Annotated in this window: 24 protein-coding genes and 1 tRNA gene; 17 read left to right on the top strand and 8 right to left on the bottom strand. The window is 67.4% G+C overall.

Annotated elements, in window-relative coordinates; translation table 11 throughout:
- Nucleotides 1-56: 56 nt before the first annotated feature.
- The 4 genes from AMB_RS19835 to AMB_RS19850 all read left to right on the top strand — a co-directional run bounded on the left by AMB_RS19835 (nt 57) and on the right by AMB_RS19850 (nt 1814).
- Nucleotides 57-380, top strand: coding sequence for a heavy metal-binding domain-containing protein (locus tag AMB_RS19835; RefSeq protein ID WP_043747072.1), 324 nt, complete (start codon nt 57-59; stop codon nt 378-380).
- A 110-nt stretch (nt 381-490) separates the two neighbouring features.
- Nucleotides 491-1150 (top strand): extensin family protein, encoded by a 660-nt coding sequence (locus AMB_RS19840; protein ID WP_011386274.1) that lies wholly within the window; start codon nt 491-493, stop codon nt 1148-1150.
- A gap of 10 nt (nt 1151-1160) precedes the next feature.
- A complete protein-coding gene (locus AMB_RS19845) occupies nt 1161-1508 on the top strand; it encodes a hypothetical protein (protein ID WP_011386275.1) in 348 nt (115 codons plus the stop codon).
- A 12-nt stretch (nt 1509-1520) separates the two neighbouring features.
- On the top strand, nt 1521-1814 hold the full coding sequence (locus tag AMB_RS19850; protein WP_011386276.1) for a hypothetical protein: 294 nt from the start codon (nt 1521-1523) through the stop codon (nt 1812-1814).
- 12 nt (nt 1815-1826) lie between these two features.
- Here the strand turns inward: AMB_RS19850 and AMB_RS19855 are convergent, their stop codons facing one another.
- The 4 genes from AMB_RS19855 to AMB_RS19870 form a co-directional block, all read right to left on the bottom strand.
- Nucleotides 1827-2564, bottom strand: coding sequence for a PhoH family protein (locus AMB_RS19855; protein WP_043745348.1), 738 nt, complete (start codon nt 2562-2564; stop codon nt 1827-1829).
- Between the two features lie 325 nt (nt 2565-2889).
- Nucleotides 2890-4182, bottom strand: coding sequence for an HlyC/CorC family transporter (locus AMB_RS19860; RefSeq protein WP_011386278.1), 1293 nt, complete (start codon nt 4180-4182; stop codon nt 2890-2892).
- A gap of 41 nt (nt 4183-4223) precedes the next feature.
- On the bottom strand, nt 4224-5339 hold the full coding sequence (aroB, locus tag AMB_RS19865) for a 3-dehydroquinate synthase (protein WP_011386279.1): 1116 nt from the start codon (nt 5337-5339) through the stop codon (nt 4224-4226).
- Nucleotides 5336-5911 carry a shikimate kinase gene (locus tag AMB_RS19870; RefSeq protein ID WP_050750826.1) on the bottom strand — a complete coding sequence of 192 codons (576 nt, stop codon included), beginning with the start codon at nt 5909-5911 and terminating at the stop codon, nt 5336-5338. The genes aroB and AMB_RS19870 overlap by 4 nt, the downstream gene beginning before the upstream one ends.
- A 183-nt stretch (nt 5912-6094) precedes the next feature.
- Here AMB_RS19870 and AMB_RS26000 point away from each other — a divergent pair, with 183 nt between their 5' ends.
- The 4 genes from AMB_RS26000 to AMB_RS19885 all read left to right on the top strand — a co-directional run bounded on the left by AMB_RS26000 (nt 6095) and on the right by AMB_RS19885 (nt 9346).
- Nucleotides 6095-6235: a hypothetical protein gene (locus AMB_RS26000; RefSeq protein ID WP_173361899.1), complete on the top strand. Its 141-nt coding sequence runs from the start codon at nt 6095-6097 to the stop codon at nt 6233-6235.
- On the top strand, nt 6216-7994 hold the full coding sequence (locus AMB_RS19875; protein WP_011386282.1) for a hypothetical protein: 1779 nt from the start codon (nt 6216-6218) through the stop codon (nt 7992-7994). Before AMB_RS26000 ends, AMB_RS19875 begins: the two co-directional genes overlap by 20 nt.
- A complete protein-coding gene (locus AMB_RS19880) occupies nt 7991-8917 on the top strand; it encodes a site-specific tyrosine recombinase XerD (RefSeq protein WP_011386283.1) in 927 nt (308 codons plus the stop codon). The genes AMB_RS19875 and AMB_RS19880 overlap by 4 nt, the downstream gene beginning before the upstream one ends.
- Before the next feature lie 198 nt (nt 8918-9115).
- On the top strand, nt 9116-9346 hold the full coding sequence (locus tag AMB_RS19885; protein WP_011386284.1) for a hypothetical protein: 231 nt from the start codon (nt 9116-9118) through the stop codon (nt 9344-9346).
- Between the two features lie 58 nt (nt 9347-9404).
- Here the strand turns inward: AMB_RS19885 and AMB_RS19890 are convergent, their stop codons facing one another.
- The gene (locus tag AMB_RS19890) at nt 9405-10412 is read right to left on the bottom strand and encodes a complex I NDUFA9 subunit family protein (protein ID WP_043745351.1); all 1008 of its coding nucleotides are present in this window, start codon (nt 10410-10412) and stop codon (nt 9405-9407) included.
- Nucleotides 10413-10613: 201 nt separating this feature from the next.
- Here AMB_RS19890 and AMB_RS19895 point away from each other — a divergent pair.
- The 8 genes from AMB_RS19895 (at nt 10614) to ptsN (ending at nt 17236) form a co-directional block, all read left to right on the top strand.
- Nucleotides 10614-10700, top strand: a tRNA-Leu gene (locus AMB_RS19895).
- Between the two features lie 85 nt (nt 10701-10785).
- Complete coding sequence (locus AMB_RS19900; RefSeq protein ID WP_011386286.1) at nt 10786-11397, top strand: ribonuclease D; 612 nt, start codon at nt 10786-10788, stop codon at nt 11395-11397.
- Nucleotides 11398-11651: 254 nt separating this feature from the next.
- Nucleotides 11652-12617: a KpsF/GutQ family sugar-phosphate isomerase gene (locus AMB_RS19905; protein ID WP_011386287.1), complete on the top strand. Its 966-nt coding sequence runs from the start codon at nt 11652-11654 to the stop codon at nt 12615-12617.
- Nucleotides 12614-13330 carry an LPS export ABC transporter periplasmic protein LptC gene (gene lptC, locus AMB_RS19910; RefSeq protein ID WP_011386288.1) on the top strand — a complete coding sequence of 239 codons (717 nt, stop codon included), beginning with the start codon at nt 12614-12616 and terminating at the stop codon, nt 13328-13330. The genes AMB_RS19905 and lptC overlap by 4 nt, the downstream gene beginning before the upstream one ends.
- Complete coding sequence (locus AMB_RS19915; RefSeq protein WP_011386289.1) at nt 13327-14292, top strand: LptA/OstA family protein; 966 nt, start codon at nt 13327-13329, stop codon at nt 14290-14292. The genes lptC and AMB_RS19915 overlap by 4 nt, the downstream gene beginning before the upstream one ends.
- Complete coding sequence (gene lptB / locus AMB_RS19920; protein WP_011386290.1) at nt 14289-15086, top strand: LPS export ABC transporter ATP-binding protein; 798 nt, start codon at nt 14289-14291, stop codon at nt 15084-15086. Before AMB_RS19915 ends, lptB begins: the two co-directional genes overlap by 4 nt.
- Before the next feature lie 9 nt (nt 15087-15095).
- Nucleotides 15096-16607, top strand: a complete 1512-nt coding sequence (gene rpoN, locus AMB_RS19925) for an RNA polymerase factor sigma-54 (RefSeq protein WP_011386291.1) — start codon at nt 15096-15098, stop codon at nt 16605-16607.
- A 164-nt stretch (nt 16608-16771) separates the two neighbouring features.
- Nucleotides 16772-17236, top strand: coding sequence for a PTS IIA-like nitrogen regulatory protein PtsN (ptsN, locus tag AMB_RS19930; protein WP_011386292.1), 465 nt, complete (start codon nt 16772-16774; stop codon nt 17234-17236).
- Between the two features lie 281 nt (nt 17237-17517).
- On the opposite strand, the gene AMB_RS19935 is transcribed toward ptsN, so the two are convergent.
- From AMB_RS19935 to AMB_RS19945, 3 genes are all read right to left on the bottom strand, one after another.
- Complete coding sequence (locus tag AMB_RS19935) at nt 17518-17751, bottom strand: DUF1150 family protein (protein ID WP_011386293.1); 234 nt, start codon at nt 17749-17751, stop codon at nt 17518-17520.
- Between the two features lie 2 nt (nt 17752-17753).
- On the bottom strand, nt 17754-18254 hold the full coding sequence (locus AMB_RS19940) for an Hsp20 family protein (protein ID WP_011386294.1): 501 nt from the start codon (nt 18252-18254) through the stop codon (nt 17754-17756).
- Between the two features lie 226 nt (nt 18255-18480).
- Nucleotides 18481-19335, bottom strand: a complete 855-nt coding sequence (locus AMB_RS19945) for a DUF4743 domain-containing protein (protein WP_043745355.1) — start codon at nt 19333-19335, stop codon at nt 18481-18483.
- 148 nt (nt 19336-19483) lie between these two features.
- On the opposite strand from AMB_RS19945, the gene AMB_RS19950 reads away from it, so the two are divergent.
- On the top strand, nt 19484-20155 hold the full coding sequence (locus AMB_RS19950; protein ID WP_011386296.1) for a glutathione S-transferase family protein: 672 nt from the start codon (nt 19484-19486) through the stop codon (nt 20153-20155).
- Nucleotides 20156-20294 lie beyond the last annotated feature (139 nt).

A 20294-nucleotide genomic window follows, 5' to 3' on the forward strand; every position in this document is an offset into this window, starting at 1 on the left:
AAAGGATCACGGAGTGTGATGACCTCGGCGAAACGGGTCAAGAGCACGAGGGCATGATGATCATCACCACCACCGATTCCGTCGAGGACAAGCGCATCACCGGCTATCTCGGCATCGTCAGCGGCAGCGCGGTGATGGGCACCAACATCTTCCGCGACATGCTGGCCAGCGTGCGCGACATCGTCGGCGGCCGCTCGGGCTCCTACGAGGCCATCCTGCGCGAGGCCAAGGACGCGGCGCTCGCCGATCTCCAGGCCCAGGCCGCCCAGTTGGGCGCCGACGCCGTGGTGGCGGTGGACCTGGATTACGAAACCATCGGCGGCGATGGCAAGACCATGCTGATCGTCTCGGCCAATGGCACGGCGGTCAAGCTCGGTTAACGACAAATTAAGAATCACAACGGGTTCCAGGGTATCGTTGAGATATTCCGTGACTTTTCGGCCGTAATTGCGCTAGATGATTGGATTCTAGGTTCTGCGGATGAGCAGCCGTGTCTTGTCGTCTTGTCTTCGCGGTTCTGACCTTGGCCTTGCTGGGCGCCTGCTCCTCGCCGCCGCCCCGGCCCGCCCCGCCGCCCGTCCTTGATCCCGATTCCGCCTGCCTGCAGGATCTGCGCAACCACCATGTGGTGTTCGAGACCCAGGCGCCGTTCGGCACCGCCGGAACATGCTCGGTGGGCAATCCGGTCAAGGTCAGCGCCGATTCCCAGACCTCGTGGAATCGCCCCGGCCTGATGTCATGCTCCATGGCGCGCACCGTCGACCGCTTCGAGACCCAGGTGGTCCAGGCCGCCGCCCAGCGCATTTTCGGCCAGAAGGTGGCCAGACTCCACCATATGGGCACCTATAACTGCCGCACGCGGCGCACCGAGACCACGGTGGCCGCCGCCGACATGGGCAGCCGGGGCGGCCGCCTGTCCGAACACGGCAAGGGCCAGGCTATCGACGTGGGCGGCTTCGAACTGGCCGACGGCACCATGATCTCGGTGAAGAAGGACTGGCGGGGCGCCGGCAAGAAGAGCGAGTTTCTCCAGGCGGTGGCCCGGGCCTCGTGCGAGCACTTCAACGTGGTGCTGACCCCCAACCACAACAGGCTGCACGCCGACCACCTGCACCTGGACATCGGCCCGCACAAGCTTTGCGGCATTTGAGGACCTCGCCGTGACCGCCGTTCCCGCACCGCCGCCGCTTCCCCTGCTGCTCGGATGGCCGGCCATGATCGGGCTTGCCGCCCTGACCCTGACCACCATGGGTCCCACCGGCATCCTGCTTGGCGGCCTGCTGTTCGCCGCCGATCGGTTGAGCGGCGTGCTCATGCCCGCTCTGATGGTGGCCGGAGCCGTGTCGTCGGTGCTGTTCTACCCCATGGTGGCCGTCTTCTTCCTGCGCCGCCGATGGCCCCGGTTTTCCCTGGCCGTCCAGTGGGGACAACTGGCAAGCGGAGCGGTGTTCTGGCTGCTGTGGTTCGCCGCCGACCGGCTGTGCGGCCTGTCCTTCGTCTGTCTCTAAAGGAACCATCCCGTGACCAGAACCTGCCCGGAATGCGGCCACGGCGACATCCGCCTGGAACCCGAAAAACGGCCGCAAATCGATATGGCCCCGTCACTGGGGGAGAGCTTGGCCGGGACGCCCATCCCACTGCCGGGGGTCGATCTGGTTCTGACCGGCATCGGCCTGGCGGTGGAGGCGGCCGGCTCGCTGTGCGAGGCCTTGGGTACGGCGGTCAAACCCGCCGAGACGCCCGCCATGGTGGCCTATTGCCCCCAATGCGGCTGGTGGGAAGCGGCCACGACGGAGACCCCGCCGCGACCCTGATCCCGGGTGACCTCACAGCACCGTCAGCATGCTGGCCACCAGCGGGTGGCGGACGATGTCCTTTTCGTCGAGGGTGACCACCGCCACGTCGGGCAGTTCCGACAGCCGCGCCGCGATGTCGGCCAGGCCGGACATGCCGGGCAGCAGGTCGCTCTGGTCCGGGTCGCCGGTCAGCACCATGGTGGAATGCCAGCCCAGGCGGGTCAGCAGCATCTTGATCTGGCCATAGGTGCAGTTCTGCGCCTCGTCGATGACGATGAAGGCGTTGTTCAGGGTGCGGCCGCGCATATAGGCGATGGGAGCGATCTCGATGGAGCCGTCGGCCAGCAGGGCGCGCAGCCGCTTGCCGCCCAGGCGGTCCGACAGGGCGTCGTAGAGGGGGCGCAGGTATGGCGCCAGCTTCTCCTGCAGGTCGCCGGGCAGGAAGCCCAGGGATTCCCCCGCCTCCACCGCCGGGCGCGACAGCATGATGCGCGCCACCCGTCCCTCCTCGAAGGCTTCCACCGCCGCCGAAATGGCCAGATAGGTCTTGCCGGTGCCCGCCGGCCCCAGGGCCACCGTCAGGTTGCCGTCGCCGATGGCCTTGAGCAGGCGGCGCTGGTTGTCGCTTTGGGGGCGGACCTTGCGCACATAGCTTTGCTCACGGTGCTGATCGTCGTCGCCCAGCGGGCTCCAGGTCTGCTCGGCGGGATAAAGCGACACCACCGGCTCATTCTTCGACGCGGCAATCCGCGCTGCGCGCTTGGCCATCTGAGACTCCTGTGGAAAGGCAGAGGGAAGGTGGCAACAAAAAAGGGCCTCTCGACACGAGAGACCCTTGGAAGGAGAGGCGGACTTCGCTGCGGCCCGCAAGCGGCGGGCGACCCTGTCCCGAAAAACAGCCCAGTGCTCGGTCCAAGCAGCGAATCAACGGGAATTCCTCCGTCCGCGATCACAACCCGCACAAACCTTAATCAACGGCGAGTCCGCTTGTCGACAACAAATCGTCCCCGTCACGGCATTGTAATACCATATGTGGAGTTAACGGGATGTGAACGGATTCACTCAGCCCCCTGCGGGCAGGATGCCCGCCCTTTCAGGTCACCGATGGAGCGGGGGCCGGCGGCATCACCCGGATGGAGGTGATCTGGTTGCGCTGGCGCCGGGCGATCTCGAAGCGGAAGCCGTAGAAGCGGAAGACCTGGCCCACATCGGGAATCTGCCGGGCCTCGTGCAGGATCAGGCCGGCGATGGTGGCGGCCTCCTCGTCGGGCAGGCGCCATTCAAATTCGCGGTTCAGGTCGCGGATGGTCACCGAACCGTCGACGATATAGGAACCGTCCGACTGGGGGCGCACACCGGCCACCGCCACGTCGTGCTCGTCGGCGATATCGCCGACGATCTCCTCCAGGATGTCTTCCAGGGTGACCACCCCCATCAGGGTGCCGTACTCGTCCACCACCAGGGCGAAATGCTCGCGCCGCGACCGGAAGGCCTGCAACTGCTCGAGCAGCGTGGTGGAATCGGGAATGAACCAGGGGGGCGAGGCCAGTTCGACCACGTCCAGCTTGTCCAGCTCGCCATCCAGGGCGCGGACGGCGCGCAGCAGGTCCTTGGCGTGGACCACGCCGACGATGTTGTCGGGATCGTCCTTCCACAGCGGCACGCGCGAGAAGGGCGAGCTGACCACCAGTTCCAGGATCTCGGCGGCGGGCAGGCCGGCATCGGCGGTGACCACGCCGCGCCGGTGGGTCATCACCTGCTCCACTTCCACGTCGCCCAGTTCCAGGATCGAGCGCAGCATGCGGCGCTCCTCGCGCACCTCCTCCTCGCCGGCATGAACCTCGATGGCGCCTTTCAGCTCCATCATGGAGGCCTCGACGCTGACCGCGGTGGAGTACTTGGCGCCGAACAGGCGGAACAGCCCCATGACCACCACCTCGACGGTGCGCACGAAGGGGGTCAGAATCCACACCACGCCGGTGACCGGCGCGGAGAACAGCAAGGCCATGCGATTGGCGTGGTAGATGGCGTAGGTCTTGGGCAGCACCTCGCCGAACACCACGATGATCACCGTCATGCCGGCCGAGGCATAGGCGATGCCGGCGTCGCCGAACAGGCCGACCAGCACGCCGGTGGCCAGCGACGACGACAGGGTATGGGTGAGGCTGTTGCCGATCAGCAGGGCGCCGATCAGCCGCTGGCGGGCATCGATCAGACGGTTGACCCGCCGGGCGGGGGCACTGCCGTCCTGCTCCAACTGGTGCATGACCGGGCGCGACACGGCGGTCAGCGCCGTCTCGGTGCCGGCGAAGAACGCCGAACCGGCCTGCAGCACCACGATGGCAATCACTGAAAGGGTCAGGAAGAGAGGCCCTTGGTCCAACATCGCCTTATCCCCTTGATTGCCCCTGCCGGGTGCGCACCGCTCTAATACCCCGACGCCATCTCCGCCAGCATGGAGGCCAGCTCGGCTTCCGGCACGTCGCGGGTCAGGAAGCTCTTGCCGATGCCCTTGGCCATCACGAAGGTGACCTTGCCGTCCTTGACCTTCTTGTCGCCGGCCATGTGGTGAATCAGCCGGTCCACCGCCCACAGCCGGGGCTTGGGCAGGGTGACGGGCAGCCCCACCGCCAGCAGGTGACGCTCCAGCCGCTCGGCGTCGGCCGCGGGGGCCAGCCCCAGGCGGGCCGACAGGCGCAGCGCCATGACCATGCCGATGGCCACCGCCTCGCCGTGCAGCATCTCCTCGGAGAAGCCGGTCTCGGCCTCCAGGGCATGGCCGAAGGTGTGGCCGAGATTGAGCAGGGCGCGCACGCCGCCCTCGCGCTCGTCGGCGCCGACGATGCGGGCCTTGGCGCGGCACGAGGTGGCGACGGCGTAACGCCGGGCCTCCAGGTCGCCGTCCACCACTTTGGACCCGTTCTCCTCCAGCCAGGCGAAGAACGGTTCGTCGTCGATCACCCCGTACTTGGCCACCTCGGCATAGCCGGCCAGCACCTGCCGCCGGGGCAGGGTGTTGAGCACGCTGGTGTCGGCCAGCACCAGCCGGGGCTGGTAGAAGCTGCCGATCAGGTTCTTGCCCTGGCGGGTGTTGATGCCGGTCTTGCCGCCCACCGAGGAATCCACCTGGGACAGCAAGGTGGTGGGGATCTGCACGAAATCCACGCCGCGCAGCAGGATCGAGGCGGCAAAGCCGGTGAGGTCGCCCACCACGCCGCCGCCGAGGGCCACCACCATGATGCCGCGCTCGGAGCGGGCTTCCAGCATGGCGTCCAGCAGGGCTTCCAGATGCTTGAAGTCCTTGGTCTGCTCGCCGGCGGGCATGACCGTATGCATGGTGGTCACCCCGGCCTCGGCCAGGCTCTTCTGCACCCGCTCTAGATAATGGGGCGCCACGTTGGCGTCGGTCACCACCAGGGCGCGGCCGCCCCGCATCTTCGGCTTGATCAGCTCGCCCGCCCGGTCCAGCAGGCCGGGGCCGATATGGATCGGATACGAGCGCTCGCCCAGTTCGACCATGACCTCTTCGGCGGCGGCACTCATACGGTCTTCTCCAGATCCAGATAGGTGATCAGCCCCTCCATGACGCGGATCACGGTGGCTTCGGGGACTTCGTCGGTGGACTCGACGATAATGTCGGCTTCGGCATAGATGGGATAGCGGGCTTCCATCAACCGGCCGAGAATTTCACGGGGGTCGCCCTGCTTTAGCAGCGGACGGTGGTCGCGGCCCACGGTCCGCTTCAGCAAAAGCTCGAGATCGGCGCGGATCCACACCGAGGTCCCGGCGGCCTTGATGCGCTCGCGGGTGGTGGGGTCGACAAAGGCTCCGCCGCCCGTGGCCAGGACCACCGGCGGGCCGTCCAGCAGGCGGGCGATGACCTTGCGCTCGCCCTCGCGGAAAGCGGCCTCGCCGAAGCGGGCGAAGTAGTCGCTGATGCTGCTGCCCGAGGCGGCCTCGAACTCGGCGTCGGAATCGACGAAGTCCAGCCCCAGACGGGCGGCGAGGCGGCGGCCGACGCAGGACTTGCCCGCGCCCATCAGGCCGACCAGGACGATCGTGCGGCCGATCCGCCCTGACAGCAGCGGCGCCAGTCTCGCCAGTTCGTCGGCCATGCCCTGATCCAAGGTTGGTCCCGCTCCTTGAAGTTTAAAAAAACCGGCGAGCCGGCGTTGATCACCGTCGCCTTGGCCGATACACTGCCCGCACGTACGCATACGGGGCCGTACCTGCCGCTTTTAGCCGCACCCCACCGGTCCTGTCCAGAAATGTTGCCATTACGAGGTCATCCGTCCCCCATGAACAAGATTGCCGGCCTTCTTGTTGCCCTGCTGCTGGCGGTTATCGTCGGCGGCGGATTGTTCCTGTCCACCTGGGACCCGCCGCCCCCGTCGGCAAAGATCGAGAAGGTCATACCGGATGCCCGCTTCCCGCGCTAACGCCCTGGCCCTGGCCGTGGGCGCCGTCTTTCTGGCGGCCCCCGTGCTCGCCCCCGCCGCCTGGGCGGAGCAGCCGGGCAAGCCGCTGATCCTCACCTCGCCCAATGCCGAGCCCGAGCATAAGGCCGAGCCCGAGCATAAGGCGGAACCCTTGGCCGAGGCCGCCCCGGCGGCGCGGGCCGAGTTCCCCGGCGGCCCGGCCAAGCCCGGCCCCCGTTTCGAGGTCGAGGAGCTGAAGGCTCCCGATCCCGATGCCGTGGGCGTCCTCGACGAAAGCCAGGGCGGATTGGGCCAGGCCATGTGGCACGGCACCCCCGCCGCCACCGTGCGCAAGGTGCTGCCCGCCCTGCCCGCCGCCGCCGGTTCACGGGCCGTCCATGCCCTGTCGCGCCGCCTGCTGCTGTCGGCCGCCACCGCGCCGGACGGCAATCGCGGCCAGTCGCCCTCCCTGCTGGAACTGCGCGCCGAACGCCTGTTCGCCATGGGCGAGATCGACGGGCTGTCGGCTTTGCTCAAGGCCGCTCCGGCGGTGGTGTCCTCGCCCGGCCTGTCGCGTCTCAAGGTCGACACCTGGCTGCTGGCCGGCGACGCCAAGGCCGCCTGCGCCGAGGCCCCCATCATGGCCCAGGGCGCCGCCCTGGACCCCCGCCTGTCCATCTTCTGCCAGATCACCGCCGGCAAGGGCCTGGAAGCCGGCATGGCGCTGGACATGCTGCGCGAGCGCAAAGACGCCGACCACGCCTTCATCGCCGCCGCCGAAGCCATGGGCGGCACGCCGCCCGGCAAGGTGGACAAGCTGCCCAATCCCACGCCGCTGCATCTGGCCGCCTTCAAGGCCGCCAAGCTGCCGCTGCCAGCCGATACGGTGGCCAATGCGCCGCCCTCCATGCTGCGCGCCATCGCCGACAATCCCGCCGTGGCCGTGGACCTCCGCATCGCCGCCGCCGAGCGGGCCGAGGCGCTGGGCGTCATGGACACCGATGCGCTGCGCAAGCTGATGACCGGGGCGAGCCTCACCCCGGCGGAACAGCAGGCGGCCGGAACCCAGGGCGACAAATCTCCCAAGGGTCGCGCCCTGTGGCTGCGCGCCGCCGGGGCCGAAGCCGCCCCCAATGTGCGGGCCGAACTGTTCGCCCGCATCCTGCTGGCCGCGACCGAGCGCCACGCCTTCTCGGCCACGGCCCGGCTTTACGCCCCGCTGATCGCCGATCTGAAGCCCTCGCCCGAGATGGCCACGCCGTCGCCCATGCTGGCCCGCGCCCTCTACGCCGCCGGACGGCCCGAGGCGGCCGGACACTGGCTGGCCCTGGCCAAATCCGATCCGACCACGGCCAAGCTGGCCGCCGGGTTGTGGCCCCTGGCCCGCCTGTCCCGCGTCGGTCTCGACGCCAGCCCCGGCGATTCCTTCGCCGCCTGGGCCGAAACCGCCCAGTCCGACGAACGCCGCACCGTGGTCACCCTGGCCATGCTGCAGGCGGTGGGAGAGCCCGTGCCCGCCTCGGCCTGGCTGGCCCATGCCACCGGCACCGCCGTGGGCAGTGGCCCCAAGCCGGCCATGAAGGCCCTGCTGCGCGCCGCCGCCGAGGGAGCCCGCCGCGCCGAGACGGTGCTGATGGCCGCCGCCGCCCTGGGCGAGACCGGGCTGGACAGCGCCGATCCCGACATCCTCAACCGGGTGGTGGTCTATCTGCGTCAGGCCGGATTTGAGCGCGAGGCCCGGGAACTGGCCATCGAAGCGGTGCTGGCCAACGGCGGATGAGCGTCCCCTTCGACCGACACATCGAGTCCTTTCTCGAGATGATGCAGGTCGAACGGGGCGCCAGCCCCAACACCCTGGATGCCTATGGCCGCGACTTGGCGGATTTCGCCGAATTCCTGGACGGGCGCGGGTTCAGCCCACTGAGGGCCGACGCCCGGGCGGTCGCCGCCTATATCGCCCGTCAGGCCGAGATCGGCATGGCGGCCCGCACCCAGGCGCGCCGCCTGTCCTGCCTGAAGCAGTTCTACGGCTTCGTCTTCGCCGAGCGCCTGCGCCCCGACGACCCCACCGCCAATATCGACGCGCCGCGCCTGGGCCGCCCCCTGCCCAAATATCTGCGCCGCGAGGAGGTGACGGCGCTGCTGGACGCCGCCCGCGCCCTGGAGGGCAGCGACGGCATCCTGATGACCGCCCTGCTGGAGACCCTCTACGCCGCCGGGCTGCGCGTTTCGGAACTGGTCTCCCTGCCGCTCTCCGCCGTGGCCCGCGACCCCTCGGTGCTGGTGGTGCGCGGCAAGGGATCGAAGGAGCGCATGGTGCCGCTGTCCGATCCGGCCCGTGCCGCCCTGCTGGCCTGGAAGGTCGAGCGCCAGACCCTGGTGCCCAAGTCCAAGCCGTCGCGCTGGCTGTTCCCGTCCTCGGGCGCCCTGGGCCACCTGACTCGGTCGGGCTTCGCCAAGATGCTGGGCCGCGTCGCCGTCCTGGCCGGTCTGGACCCCGCCAAGGTGTCGCCCCACGTGCTGCGCCATTCCTTCGCCAGCCACCTGCTGGCCGGGGGCGCCGATCTCCGCAGCGTGCAGGAGATGCTGGGCCATGCCGACATCGCCACCACCGAGATCTACACCCATCTGATCGACGACGAAGCCGGCCGTCTGGTCCGCGCCCACCACCCGCTTGCCGCCAAGCCGGGAACCAAGCCCTAACCCCCCCGCAAGGAGGGCGGCTCCGTTGCAATCGTTGATTGCCGCCCTTGTGATCAGACGGTAAGCACTAACACTTATTCCCGTTTCGTTCCGTTGACATCCCAAACTCAAGCGCTGATTCTCTAGGCGTTTTCGGGGGATCCACCCTGTTTCCACGGACGCCCGTTCCACACGCTCCGGTTGGGGAGAGCACAGGATATGACGGACGACGAGTTCACGGAGGCATTGCGCCGGCTGGGACTGTCCCAGGCTGCCCTGGCCCGCTTGCTCGACGATCTGGGCGAGCAGCAGCCGGCCCCCACCACGGTCTGGCGCTGGGCCGACGGGCGGTCTCGGGTTCCCATCGGCGTCGGCGCCCTGTTGCGGCTGCTGGAGCAACTGCCGTCCGAGCTTCGCAATCAGGTCACCCGCAAGGCGCTGCGGGCCTGACGCCAAAAGGGCCACCCGAGGGTGGCCCTTTTTCATTTCCGTGAACCTGAGTTCGGTCTCAGGCCGCGTTCTCGCGGCCGGGGGGCAACTGCTTGCCGTAGCGCTTCATGTAAAGCGGCAGGATCGCCTCGGCCGAGGTGGGCGTGATACCCAGCTCGGTCAGGCCCGGCTTGCCGCCGCGCACCACGTTGTCCACCTTCATCATCCGCACCTGGTCCTTGGTCAGCATGGGCTTGGGCAGCATCTGAAGGAAGGTGGCCTGCAGCATGCCCAGGCCGAAGGGCAGCGGCACCAACAGACGCTGGCGGCCGGTGGACGACATCACCAGTTCCATGATCTCCTTCATGGAATAGCGGCGCGGCCCGCCCAATTCGAAGGTCTTGCCGGCGTGACGGGTGTCGTCGAGGATCTGCACCACCGCCTGGGCCACGTCGGAGACGCTGACCGGCTGGAAGATGGGGCCGCCCGAGCCGAACAGGTCGATGGAGCACCCGGTCTCGCCGCAGACCGGCTTGAAGCCGTCGCCGGTGAACACCGGCAGCACCGGCGACACCATGGCCAGCTTGCCGAAGCGATTGAAGAAATCATCATCGGGGCCGAACACCACCGAGGGACGCACGACCGAGGCGCCGGGGAAAGCGGCCAGAACCGCCTCCTCGCCCGCCGCCTTGGAGCGGGCATAGGCCGCCTCGGAATTCTTGTCGGCGCCCAGCGCGGACACATGGACCAGACGGGCCACGCCCGCCGCCTTGGCCGCCGCCGCCACGTTGGCCGCACCCTTCACATGGATGGCGTCGAAGGTGGCCCGGCCGCTCTCATAGAGAATGCCCACCGCATTGACCACCGCATCCACGCCGGCAACGGCCATGGCCACCGCCTTGGGGTCGGTGATGTCGGCGCGCAGCGGCGTCACCTGCCCCACGTCACCCATGGGCTTCAGAAACTCGGCCGCGATGGGGTCGCGCACCGCGGCGCGCACCACCCAGCCCTGGGCGGCCAGACGCTTGACCACGTTCCTGCCGATAAAGCCCGAACCACCGAATACCGTGACCACGCGCCGCGCCATGCATCCCTCCATTCGCCGGACGGCGCCGCGCGCCGCCTCCAAATCTTTGGGGCGAAAGCTAGCCCATAAGCCACGCGGGTGTAAAGGGCGGGGGGCGAAAACACAAAAACCGGAACGGGGTGAAAAAACACCGTTGACACCGCCCGCCGCCTCGCATATTTCTTCGCGCCTCGGACGGCTGAGGCGGTTCGAGAGCTACCTGCCCAGGTGGCGGAATTGGTAGACGCGCACGGTTCAGGTCCGTGTGGCAGTGATGTCGTGGAAGTTCGAGTCTTCTCCTGGGCACCATCTCTTAACCGCGGCGCGGTCCTGTAGATGGATACATCGGACGCGGAGCCGCCCTCCCCAACAGGGGAAATAAAGGAGCGGCTCCGTGACCGTTTTCTACCACAAGAACGATCTCCCGGACGGTCTCGACCTTGGCAATCTCGTTGCCATCGATTCCGAGACCATGGGCCTCAACCTGCAGCGCGACCGCCTGTGCGTGGTGCAGCTGTCGGCCGGCGACGGCCACGCCCATGTGGTCCATTATCCCAAGCCCGAATGGAACTCGCCCAATCTGGTGCGGATGCTGGCCGATTCCAAGGTCACCAAGCTGTTCCATTTCGCCCGCTTCGACGTGGCCATGATCCGTCGTTACCTGGGGGTGCGCTGCACGCCGGTATTCTGCACCAAGATCGCCTCCAAGCTGACCCGCACCAATACCGAGGGCCACAGCCTCAAGGTGTTGTGCAAGGAATTCCTCAACATCGACCTGTCCAAGCTGCAGCAAAGCTCGGACTGGGGCGCGCCGGAGCTCACCGCCGACCAGCTGGCCTATGCCGCCTCGGACGTGCTGTACCTGCACCAGCTGAAGGACCGGCTCGACGCCCTGCTGGACCGCGAGGGCCGCCGCGCCCTGGCCGAGGCCTGCTTCGCCTTCCTGCCCGACCGCGCCGAGCTGGATCTGGCCGGCTGGGACGCGGAAGACATCTTCTCGCACTGATATTTCCCCCCTCAGGCGCCGGGCGGGGTTCTGCACCCCCCTTGGCTTCCGCCGCATCAGCGGCGCGGCCCCTTGGGCCTAGAGAGTGTTTTCGCCCCTCAGGCGCCGGGAGCACGCCCCCCCCGGCCTCCTCGCGAATGCACAAAACGGACCAAGCGGCTCCGTTTTGCCTTTCCGTCTTTGGGCCGTTGCGTATAGTTATGCGCCCTCGCCTCGTGGAAGCGGGGAACGGACCTTTTTGACCGGACCCATTGATGACCGCCGATTCCGACGCCCTCGCCATTGCCCGCCGGGTTCTCGACACCGAGGCCCGTGCGCTGGATTCCCTGGCGGCAAGCCTTGACGGTCCCTTTCTTCAGGCGGTGACCCTGATCGAGCGGGCGCCCGGCCGCGTCATCGTCACCGGCATGGGCAAGAGCGGCCATGTGGCGCGCAAGATCGCCGCCACCATGGCGTCCACCGGCTGCCCCGCCTTCTACGTCCACCCGGCCGAGGCCAGCCACGGCGATCTCGGCATGGTCACCCGCGACGACGCGGTGGTGGCCCTGTCCAATTCCGGCGAGACGCCCGAGCTGGGCGACATCATCGCCTATACCAGGCGGTTCGAGATCGGGCTGATCGGCATCACCTCGCGCCATGGCTCGACCCTGGCCACCGCCTCGGACGTGGCCCTGGTGCTGCCCGCCAATCCCGAGGCCTGCCCCATGGGGCTGGCGCCGACCACCTCGACCACCATGATGCTGGCCCTGGGCGATGCCCTGGCCGTCACCCTGCTGGAGCGCAAGGGCTTCACCGCCGCCGATTTCAAGGTGTTCCACCCCGGCGGCCAGTTGGGCCAGCGCCTGCTGAAGGTCGCCGACCTGATGCATGGCGGCGATGGCCTGCCCCTGGTGGGCGCCGAAGCGAAGATGGCCGAGGTGCTGCTGGTGATGACCGCCAAAAGCCTGGGCTGCGCCGGCGTGGTGACCCCGGACGGCCGGCTGGCCGGAATTCTCACCGACGGCGATCTGCGCCGCCATATGAGCCCCGATCTGCTGACCGCCAAGGCCGCCGAGGTGATGACCGCCTCGCCCCGCACCGTGCCGCCCAATCTGCTCGCCGCCGAGGCCCTGCGCCAGATGAACGAGCGCTCCATCACCAGCCTGTTCGTGGTGGAAGGCGACGGCCGCCCGGTGGGCGTGCTGCATGTTCACGACTGCCTGCGGGCCGGGCTGGCATGACCCTGCGCGCCGACACGGATTCCCAGCCCGACAAAGGGCGGCACCCCACGGGGCGCCATGCCCGCGGGCCGCGTCTCGGCCCCTTCGCCGATCACTCCCACTTCGTCTCGGTGATGAAGATCGCCCTGCCCGCTTTGGCCGTTCTGCTGCTGGGCCTGGTGGTGATCTGGCCCAAGCTGTCGCAGCTGGAAAGCGGCTTCAAGCTGAGCTTCGCCAACCTGTCGCCCAAATCCGTCGACACCCTGGTGATGAAGAACGCCCGCTATTTCGGCGTGGACGAGTCCAACCGGCCCTTCGCGGTGACCTCGGACACCGCCACCCAGATGCCCGGCAACCAGGACCTGATCCATCTGGTCAATCCCAAGGCCGATTTCACCTCGACCTCGGGCGCCAATATCGTGGTGGACGCCATCGCCGGCGTCTATCATCAGTCCACCAAGGTGCTGGACCTGTCGGGGGGCGTGAACCTCTACCACGACACCGGCTACGAGATTCACACGCCCACCGCCACGGTGGAACTGGCCAGCAACACGGCGCGGGGCTTTGAACCGGTGGAGGGCCACGGCCCCCAGGGCGCCATCCGCTCCACCGGCTTCGAGATCACCGGCAAGCACCACGACATCACCTTCACCGGCAAGTCGCAGCTCAATCTGCGCGCCGTAAGCCACAAGGCCCAGGACAAGGGCCGGAGCAAGGGAGCCAAGACGCGATGAAGCCGCCCGCTCTTTTTCCGCTGGTTCTCAGCCTTGTGCTGGCGGCCCTGCCCGGCTCCGCCCTGGCCCAGGGCTTCGAGATGAGCAAGTCCGGCGACCAGCAGATCCAGGTCTACGCCGATAACGGCATCGAATGGCATTCCGAGGAATTGCGGGTCATCGCGCGCGGCAACGCCCATGCCATCCGCGGCAACATGACCGTGGATGCCGACGTGCTGACCGCCCATTACCGCAAGGGCCCCAAGGGCGACGAGATCTGGCGCCTGGACGCCGACGGCAATGTGGTGATCCGCTCGCCCAACGACACCGCCACCGGTCACAAGGCGATCTATGACCTGGACAAGTCCATCTTCGTCCTGAAGGGCGCCCCGGCCAAGATGGTGACCCCCACCGACACCTTCACCGCCACCGAAAGCCTGGAATACTGGGAGCTGAAGAAGATGGCGGTGCTGCGCGGCGACGCCGTCGCTGTCCAGGAAGGCGGCAAGACCCTCAAGGGCGACGTGCTCACCGCCCATTTCAAGGACAAGGAAAAGGACAAGCCCGCCCCGGCCCGCCCCGGCGCCAAGCCGGCCCAGGCGGGGCAGCCGTCGGGCGGCGACGGCGGCGGTCTGGAACTGCAGCGCGCCGACGCCTACGGCCATGTGGTGATCCTGTCGGCCAGCGAAACCGTGACCGGCGATCGCGGCGACTATAATGCCGAAACCGGTATCGCCACCGTCTCCGGTTCGGTTAAGATCAGCCGCGAAGGCGGAAATCAGCTGGAAGGGGGATGGGCGCACGTGAACCTCAACACCGGGGTCAGCAAGCTGTTCCCCACCGCGGCCGGCGCCGCCGAAAGCGGCCAGAGGGTTCAAGGCGTGTTCATTCCACAAAAGAAAGACAAGGGCGATAAGGGCGAAACGCCCGGCCGCGCCGGCTTTACCGGCAACGTGCCCACACCCGGGACGGGGGGACGATGAAAATCATCAAGCCAGGAACGCCGCTCGCCGCCGAGAAGCCCGTCGTTGCGGGGCCGCGTCTGGTGGCCGACAATCCCGGCCTGGTGGCCCGCAACATCGGCAAGAGCTTCAAGGGCCGCCCCGTGCTGCGCGACGTCTCCATCTCGGTGCAGCGGGGCGAGGCCGTGGGCCTGCTGGGTCCCAACGGCGCCGGCAAGACCACCTGTTTCTACTGCATCACCGGCCTGATCAACCCCGACATGGGCGCCATCCTGCTGGACGGCACCGAGATCACCGACCTGCCCATGTACCGCCGCGCCCGCTTAGGGATCGGTTACCTGCCGCAGGAAGCGTCGATCTTCCGGGGCCTGTCGGTGGAAGGCAACATCATGGCCGTGCTCGAAGTGGTCGAGCCCGACCTGGAGCGGCGCCAGCACGACCTGGAAAGCCTGCTGGCCGAGTTTTCCATCAGCCATCTGCGCCGGGCGCCCGCCATGGCGCTGTCGGGCGGCGAGCGCCGCCGCGTCGAGATCGCCCGCGCCCTGGCCTGCCGGCCCCACTTCATCCTGCTGGACGAGCCGCTGGCCGGCATCGACCCCATCGCCGTGTCCGATATCCGCGACCTGGTGGCCCATCTCAAGCACCGCGGCATCGGCGTGCTGATCACCGACCACAATGTGCGCGAGACCCTGGACCTCATCGACCGCGCCTATATCCTGCACGATGGCTCGGTCCTGATGGAGGGCCGCCCCGCCGAGATCGTCGCCCATGAAGGGGTGCGACGGGTCTATCTCGGCGAGCGGTTCAGCATGTAACGCCCCGCCATGGCCATCGGTCCCAGGCTTGATATTCGCCAGACCCAGTCTCTGGTGATGACCCCGCAATTGCAGCAGGCCATCAAGCTGCTGCAATTGTCCAATTTCGAGCTGACCGCCTTCATCGACCAGGAGCTGGAGCGCAATCCGCTGCTGGAGCGCGAGGAAGGCGAGCGCGGCCCCGAGCCCACCGAGCCCAAGGTGGATTCCACCGATCTGGCGGTGCTCGACTCCGCTCCGGCCGAAGCCCCCCTGCTGGACGGCATGAACGGCGGCTCGGCCGAAGACGGCATGGACGTGGATTACGACAACACCTTCAACAACGACAGCGCCTCCGACGCCGTCCAGGACGAGTCCCTGGGCCAATGGGGCAATGTGGGCGGCGGCGGCGGCGGCTTCGACGACGGCGAGTCCAACCTGGAACAGATGGTGGCGGGCGAGATCAGCTTACGCGATCACTTGGCGGCCCAGGTCAGCATGGACATTCCCGACGCGGGCGACCGGCTGATCGCCCTGCACCTGATCGAAATGCTGGACGAGGCCGGCTACCTGATCGGCGACCTGGACGAACTGGCGGAAAGGCTGGGCTGTCCCACCGAGCGCGTCCTGGTGGTGCTGAAAAGAGTCCAGGGCTTCGATCCGGTCGGCGTCTTCGCCCGGTCGCTCAAGGAATGCCTGGGACTGCAGCTGGCCGAGAAGAACCGCCTCGACCCCGCCATGCAGGCCCTGCTGGACAATCTGGAACTGCTGGCCCGGCGCGACCTGCCCGGCCTGATGAAGGCCTGCGGCGTCGATGCCGAGGACATGGCCGAGATGATCGGCGAGATCAAGGCGCTGGACCCTAAGCCGGCCTTGGCCTTCGACCATATCGTCGCCCAGCCGGTCACCCCCGACGTGCTGATGCGCCGCACCCAGGACGGCGCCTGGGTGGTGGAACTGAACTCCGACACCCTGCCCCGCGTGCTGGTCAATACCCGCTATTACTCCAAGATCGCCGGCGCGGCGCGCAGCAAGGACGACAAGACCTATATCTCCGAGCGCTTCCAGTCGGCCAACTGGCTGGTGAAGTCGCTGCACCAGCGCGCCACCACCATCCTCAAGGTGGCCACCGAGATCGTCCGCCAGCAGGACGCCTTCTTCCGCCTGGGGGTCCAGCATCTGCGCCCGCTGGTGCTGCGCGACATCGCCACCGCCATCTCCATGCACGAAAGCACGGTCAGCCGCGTCACCTCCAACAAGTACATGGCCACGCCCCGCGGCATCTATGAACTGAAGTACTTCTTCACCCAGGCCATCGGCTCGGCCGACGGCGGCGACGCCCATTCCGCCGAATCGGTGCGCCACCGCATCAAGGCGCTGATCGACGCAGAGGGCAAGAGCGTGCTGTCCGACGATTCCATCGTCGACGCGCTGAAAGCCGAAGGCATCGACATCGCCCGCCGCACGGTGGCAAAATACCGCGAAGCCATGAACATCGGCTCGTCGGTCCAGCGCCGGCGGGAGAAGTCGCTGGGCATGTGACCCCCGGACGTCCGGCATGCTTGACTTCGGACAAGTCGGGGCCTATTTTCCGCCCGCCCCGTAGGAAAGACGGGACGGGGACTATCGCGCGGTAGAGTGTATCCCGCGCGTTTTGATGGAAGACCCAGCGGAACCCGAAGGTTCCGCCCTCATAGGGTGGATTCATGGAAATCACCGATCTGATCAGCCCGGCCGCCGTCATTCCGAATCTGCGCGCTGCTTCGAAAAAGCAGGCGCTGCAGGATCTGGCCAAGAAGGCTGCCGAGATTACCGGCCTGCACGAGCGGGCCATCTTCGACGTGCTGCTGGAGCGCGAGCGCCTGGGCACCACCGGCGTGGGCAACGGCATCGCCATCCCCCACGGCAAGCTTCCGGCCATGGAAAAGCTTTACGGCGTGTTCGCCCGTCTGGAAAAGCCCATCGCCTTCGAGTCCATCGACGAGCAGCCGGTGGACCTGATCTTCCTGCTGCTGGCCCCCGAATCCGCCGGCGCCGACCACCTCAAGGCCCTGGCCCGGGTATCGCGGCTGCTGCGCGACAAGAGCGTGTGCGAGAAGCTGCGCGGCACCGACAATGCCGACGCCCTTTACGCCCTGCTGACCGAAAGCCCCGCCAGCCGGGCGGCGTAAGAATCTTCGCGAAAAGTTGCTGACGCTGCCCCGCCGCGCGCGGTCCTTCGCCCTGCGGGCTCAGTGTACTTTCCGCGAGGAACTATTGAAAAAATGGGCTTAAGGCGGCTTCGCGCCCATTTTTGACTTAACCTTACCCAGTCCGAGACCCTGTCTCGGACTGGGGAGAAATAAAGCCAAAGCCCGTGCGCCGGGCCGCCCCAAGCGCGGGCCTTTCCTTAATCACCACCGCACGAAAGTACACTGAGGCCGCAAGGCCGAAGGACTTTCGTGCGAATTCATCAATGCACGCTCATGGGCTCCATGTCGTGCTGCAGGATGGCGGCAAAGGCGGTGTCGCGCGACGGGGCCGCGCCGATCACCGTGCCGTCGGCGGCGTGGATGGACCAGCCGCCCTGGCCGCCATTGTCCTCGTGCTTGAAATAGGCGATGGCCGGCATGCCCCAGTTGGCGAAATCGGTGGCGTTCATCAGGCCGTGGCTGAGAAGCACGGTTCTGTCATCCATGGTCTTCATGTTCAGACCTCCCTTTTCTGGCCGGTTCTGGCCCGGGATGACGCCGACGGGGTTTCATCGGCGGAAACGGTGATGGTGTGGGGAACCTCGCCCCCGCGCCCGATGGGAATGGTGCGAACCTTGGGCTCCGGCACCCGGCGGATCAGATCGACGTGGAGCAGGCCGTTGTCCAGCGACGCCCCCGTCACCTCCATGCCGTCGGCCAGCAGGAAGGCCCGCTGGAACTGCCTGGACGCGATGCCGCGATGGATGAACATCCGGGTGGCCTCGTCCTCGGACTGGCGGCCACGGATGACCAGCTGGTTGTCTTCAAGGGCCACCGACAGGTCGTCCCACGAGAACCCGGCCACGGCGAGCGTGATGCGCAGGCCGTTCTCGGACATCTGCTCGATATTGTAGGGGGGATAGCCCTCGGGCGAGGCCTTGGACATGCGGTCCAACAGCCGGTCGAAATGATCGAAGCCGAGCAGCAGCGGGGAATTGAACGCGGACAAACGGGACATGATCTTCGTCCTCCTCGGGCATGAGCGAGTACGCCAAGGAAGGGCCCGACATCGGCACCCTTCGATATATTATCTTGGGGGAAATTAAGGGATCGTCAAGCGACCCTGGATTTGTCATCCCGACGACCAGAGGGGAGGAAGGATCTCATCCTGGCGCGATCCGTCAGAATCGGCCCCCAGTATCCGGGCGGAGATTCCTCGCTTTGCTCGGAATGACAGACGGGCCTCACCAGCCCTTCCGAAGGCCGCCCACCAGGTCCACGTAATCGTGCTCGACATCGGGCGAGATCAGGCCGTGCCGGATCAGAAAGTCGAGGATCACCAGGTTGACGTTGAACTTGAACTCGTCGGTATCCCTGACCAGCCGCGCCACCTCGGCCACCGGCATCAGGGTGAAGCCCTGAAGCTCGCCGTCGGTGTTGCGCGGCGTGAAGGTCTCGGGCACCTCCAGGTCATAGCAGAACATCACGTCCGGCTTGAGCCCCCAATCGTCCTCCAGACAGTAGGACACCACCCCCGCCGGCCGGGCGGTGGCCGCCAGTTCACGCGGAATGTCGGCCTCCTCGGCCGCTTCCTTGATCAGGTTCTCGGCCAGGGACAGGTCGCTGGGCTGACCGCCCGCCACCATGTTGTCCAGCTTACCGGGCGCCACGCTCTTGTCCTTGGCGCGGCGCCCGATCCACAGGTGAAGGCCGTCAGGGCGGCGTACCAGACCGTTGACGTGGACGCCATAGGCGCGGATGCCGAACAGGCTGACCACGCCGCGGTCGATGCTCATCAGGGCCGGATCGCCGAAGCGGGCCGCCACCCGATAGCGCTCGCCCCGCGCCTTGGGCGTGCCCCAATCCTCGGCCAGTTCCCGCGTCACCTCGTCGATGGCGGCGCTGCGCGCCTCGGGGGTGGACAGGGCGGGATGGAGGCTGACCCCTTCGACCGAGACGCGGAACGCCTCGGGAAACGCCGCCAGACGCTGGGCCACGTCGTGGCGCACCCAGCCGATCCATTTCCCCTCCACCGAGAACGGCCGGAACTTGGACAGGTCATGGCGGTTGCAGGTTCGGATATGGTCCAGGAAGGCCATGGGTCGGGCTCCGGCGGGAAGGGCGGCCAAGGGTGACGCCCGTCGGAGCTGCCGTCAAGGCTGCCACACGGCAAAATTCGTTTAAGAAATATTCATACGATGCTGCCACCCCCTGTTCTCGCCACGGGAAAAGCTGTAAAAGAGGGGCATGAGGACCCTTTACCACCACCCGCTCTGCCCGTTCTCGCGCCTGGTGCGCATCGTGCTCGCCGAGAAGAAGCTGGACTTCGAGCCCCAGATCGAAAAGACCTGGGAACGCCGCCCCGAATTCCTCGCCCTCAATCCGGCGGGCGTGCTGCCCGTGCTGGTCGAAGAGGACGGCGCCGCCCTGGCCGACGCCACCGCTATCGTCGAGTACCTGGAAGAGACCAGCCGCGAGACGCCGCTGCTGCCCGCCGAGCCCCTGGCCCGCGCCGAGGTCCGCCGTCTGGTCGCCTGGTTCGGCCAGAAGTTCCATGCCGAGGTCACCGACCATCTGGTGGGCGAGAAGGTCTTCAAGCGCCTGGAATCAGGACGCAACGAACCCGATTCGCGCCGCATCCGCGCCGGCTTCGGCAATATTCACCGGCATCTCGATTATCTCGGCACCCTGACCGAGCGGCACGGCTATCTGGCGGGAGGCGCCTTCACCCTGGCCGACATCGCCGCCGCCGCCCAGATCTCCGCCGTGGACTACCTGGGCGACGTGCCCTGGGACCAGCATGCCCCGGCCAAGGACTGGTACGCCCGCGTCAAGTCGCGCCCCAGCTTCCGCGTCCTGCTGGCCGACCACCTGCCCGGCCTGCCGCCGCCCCGGCACTATGCCAATCCGGATTTCTAGCTTGATCTTTGCCCCTCGCCGGGCGCGGCCCTCCGGCCGCTTGGCCGCCGCCTCAATGGCGGCATTGTTTGCCCCTCGCCGGGCGCGGCCCTCCGACCGCTTGGCCGCCGCCTCAATGGCGGCATTGTTTGCCCCTCGC

Origin of the sequence: Paramagnetospirillum magneticum AMB-1, assembly GCF_000009985.1 — a bacterium.
Lineage (GTDB): Bacteria > Pseudomonadota > Alphaproteobacteria > Rhodospirillales > Magnetospirillaceae > Phaeospirillum > Phaeospirillum magneticum.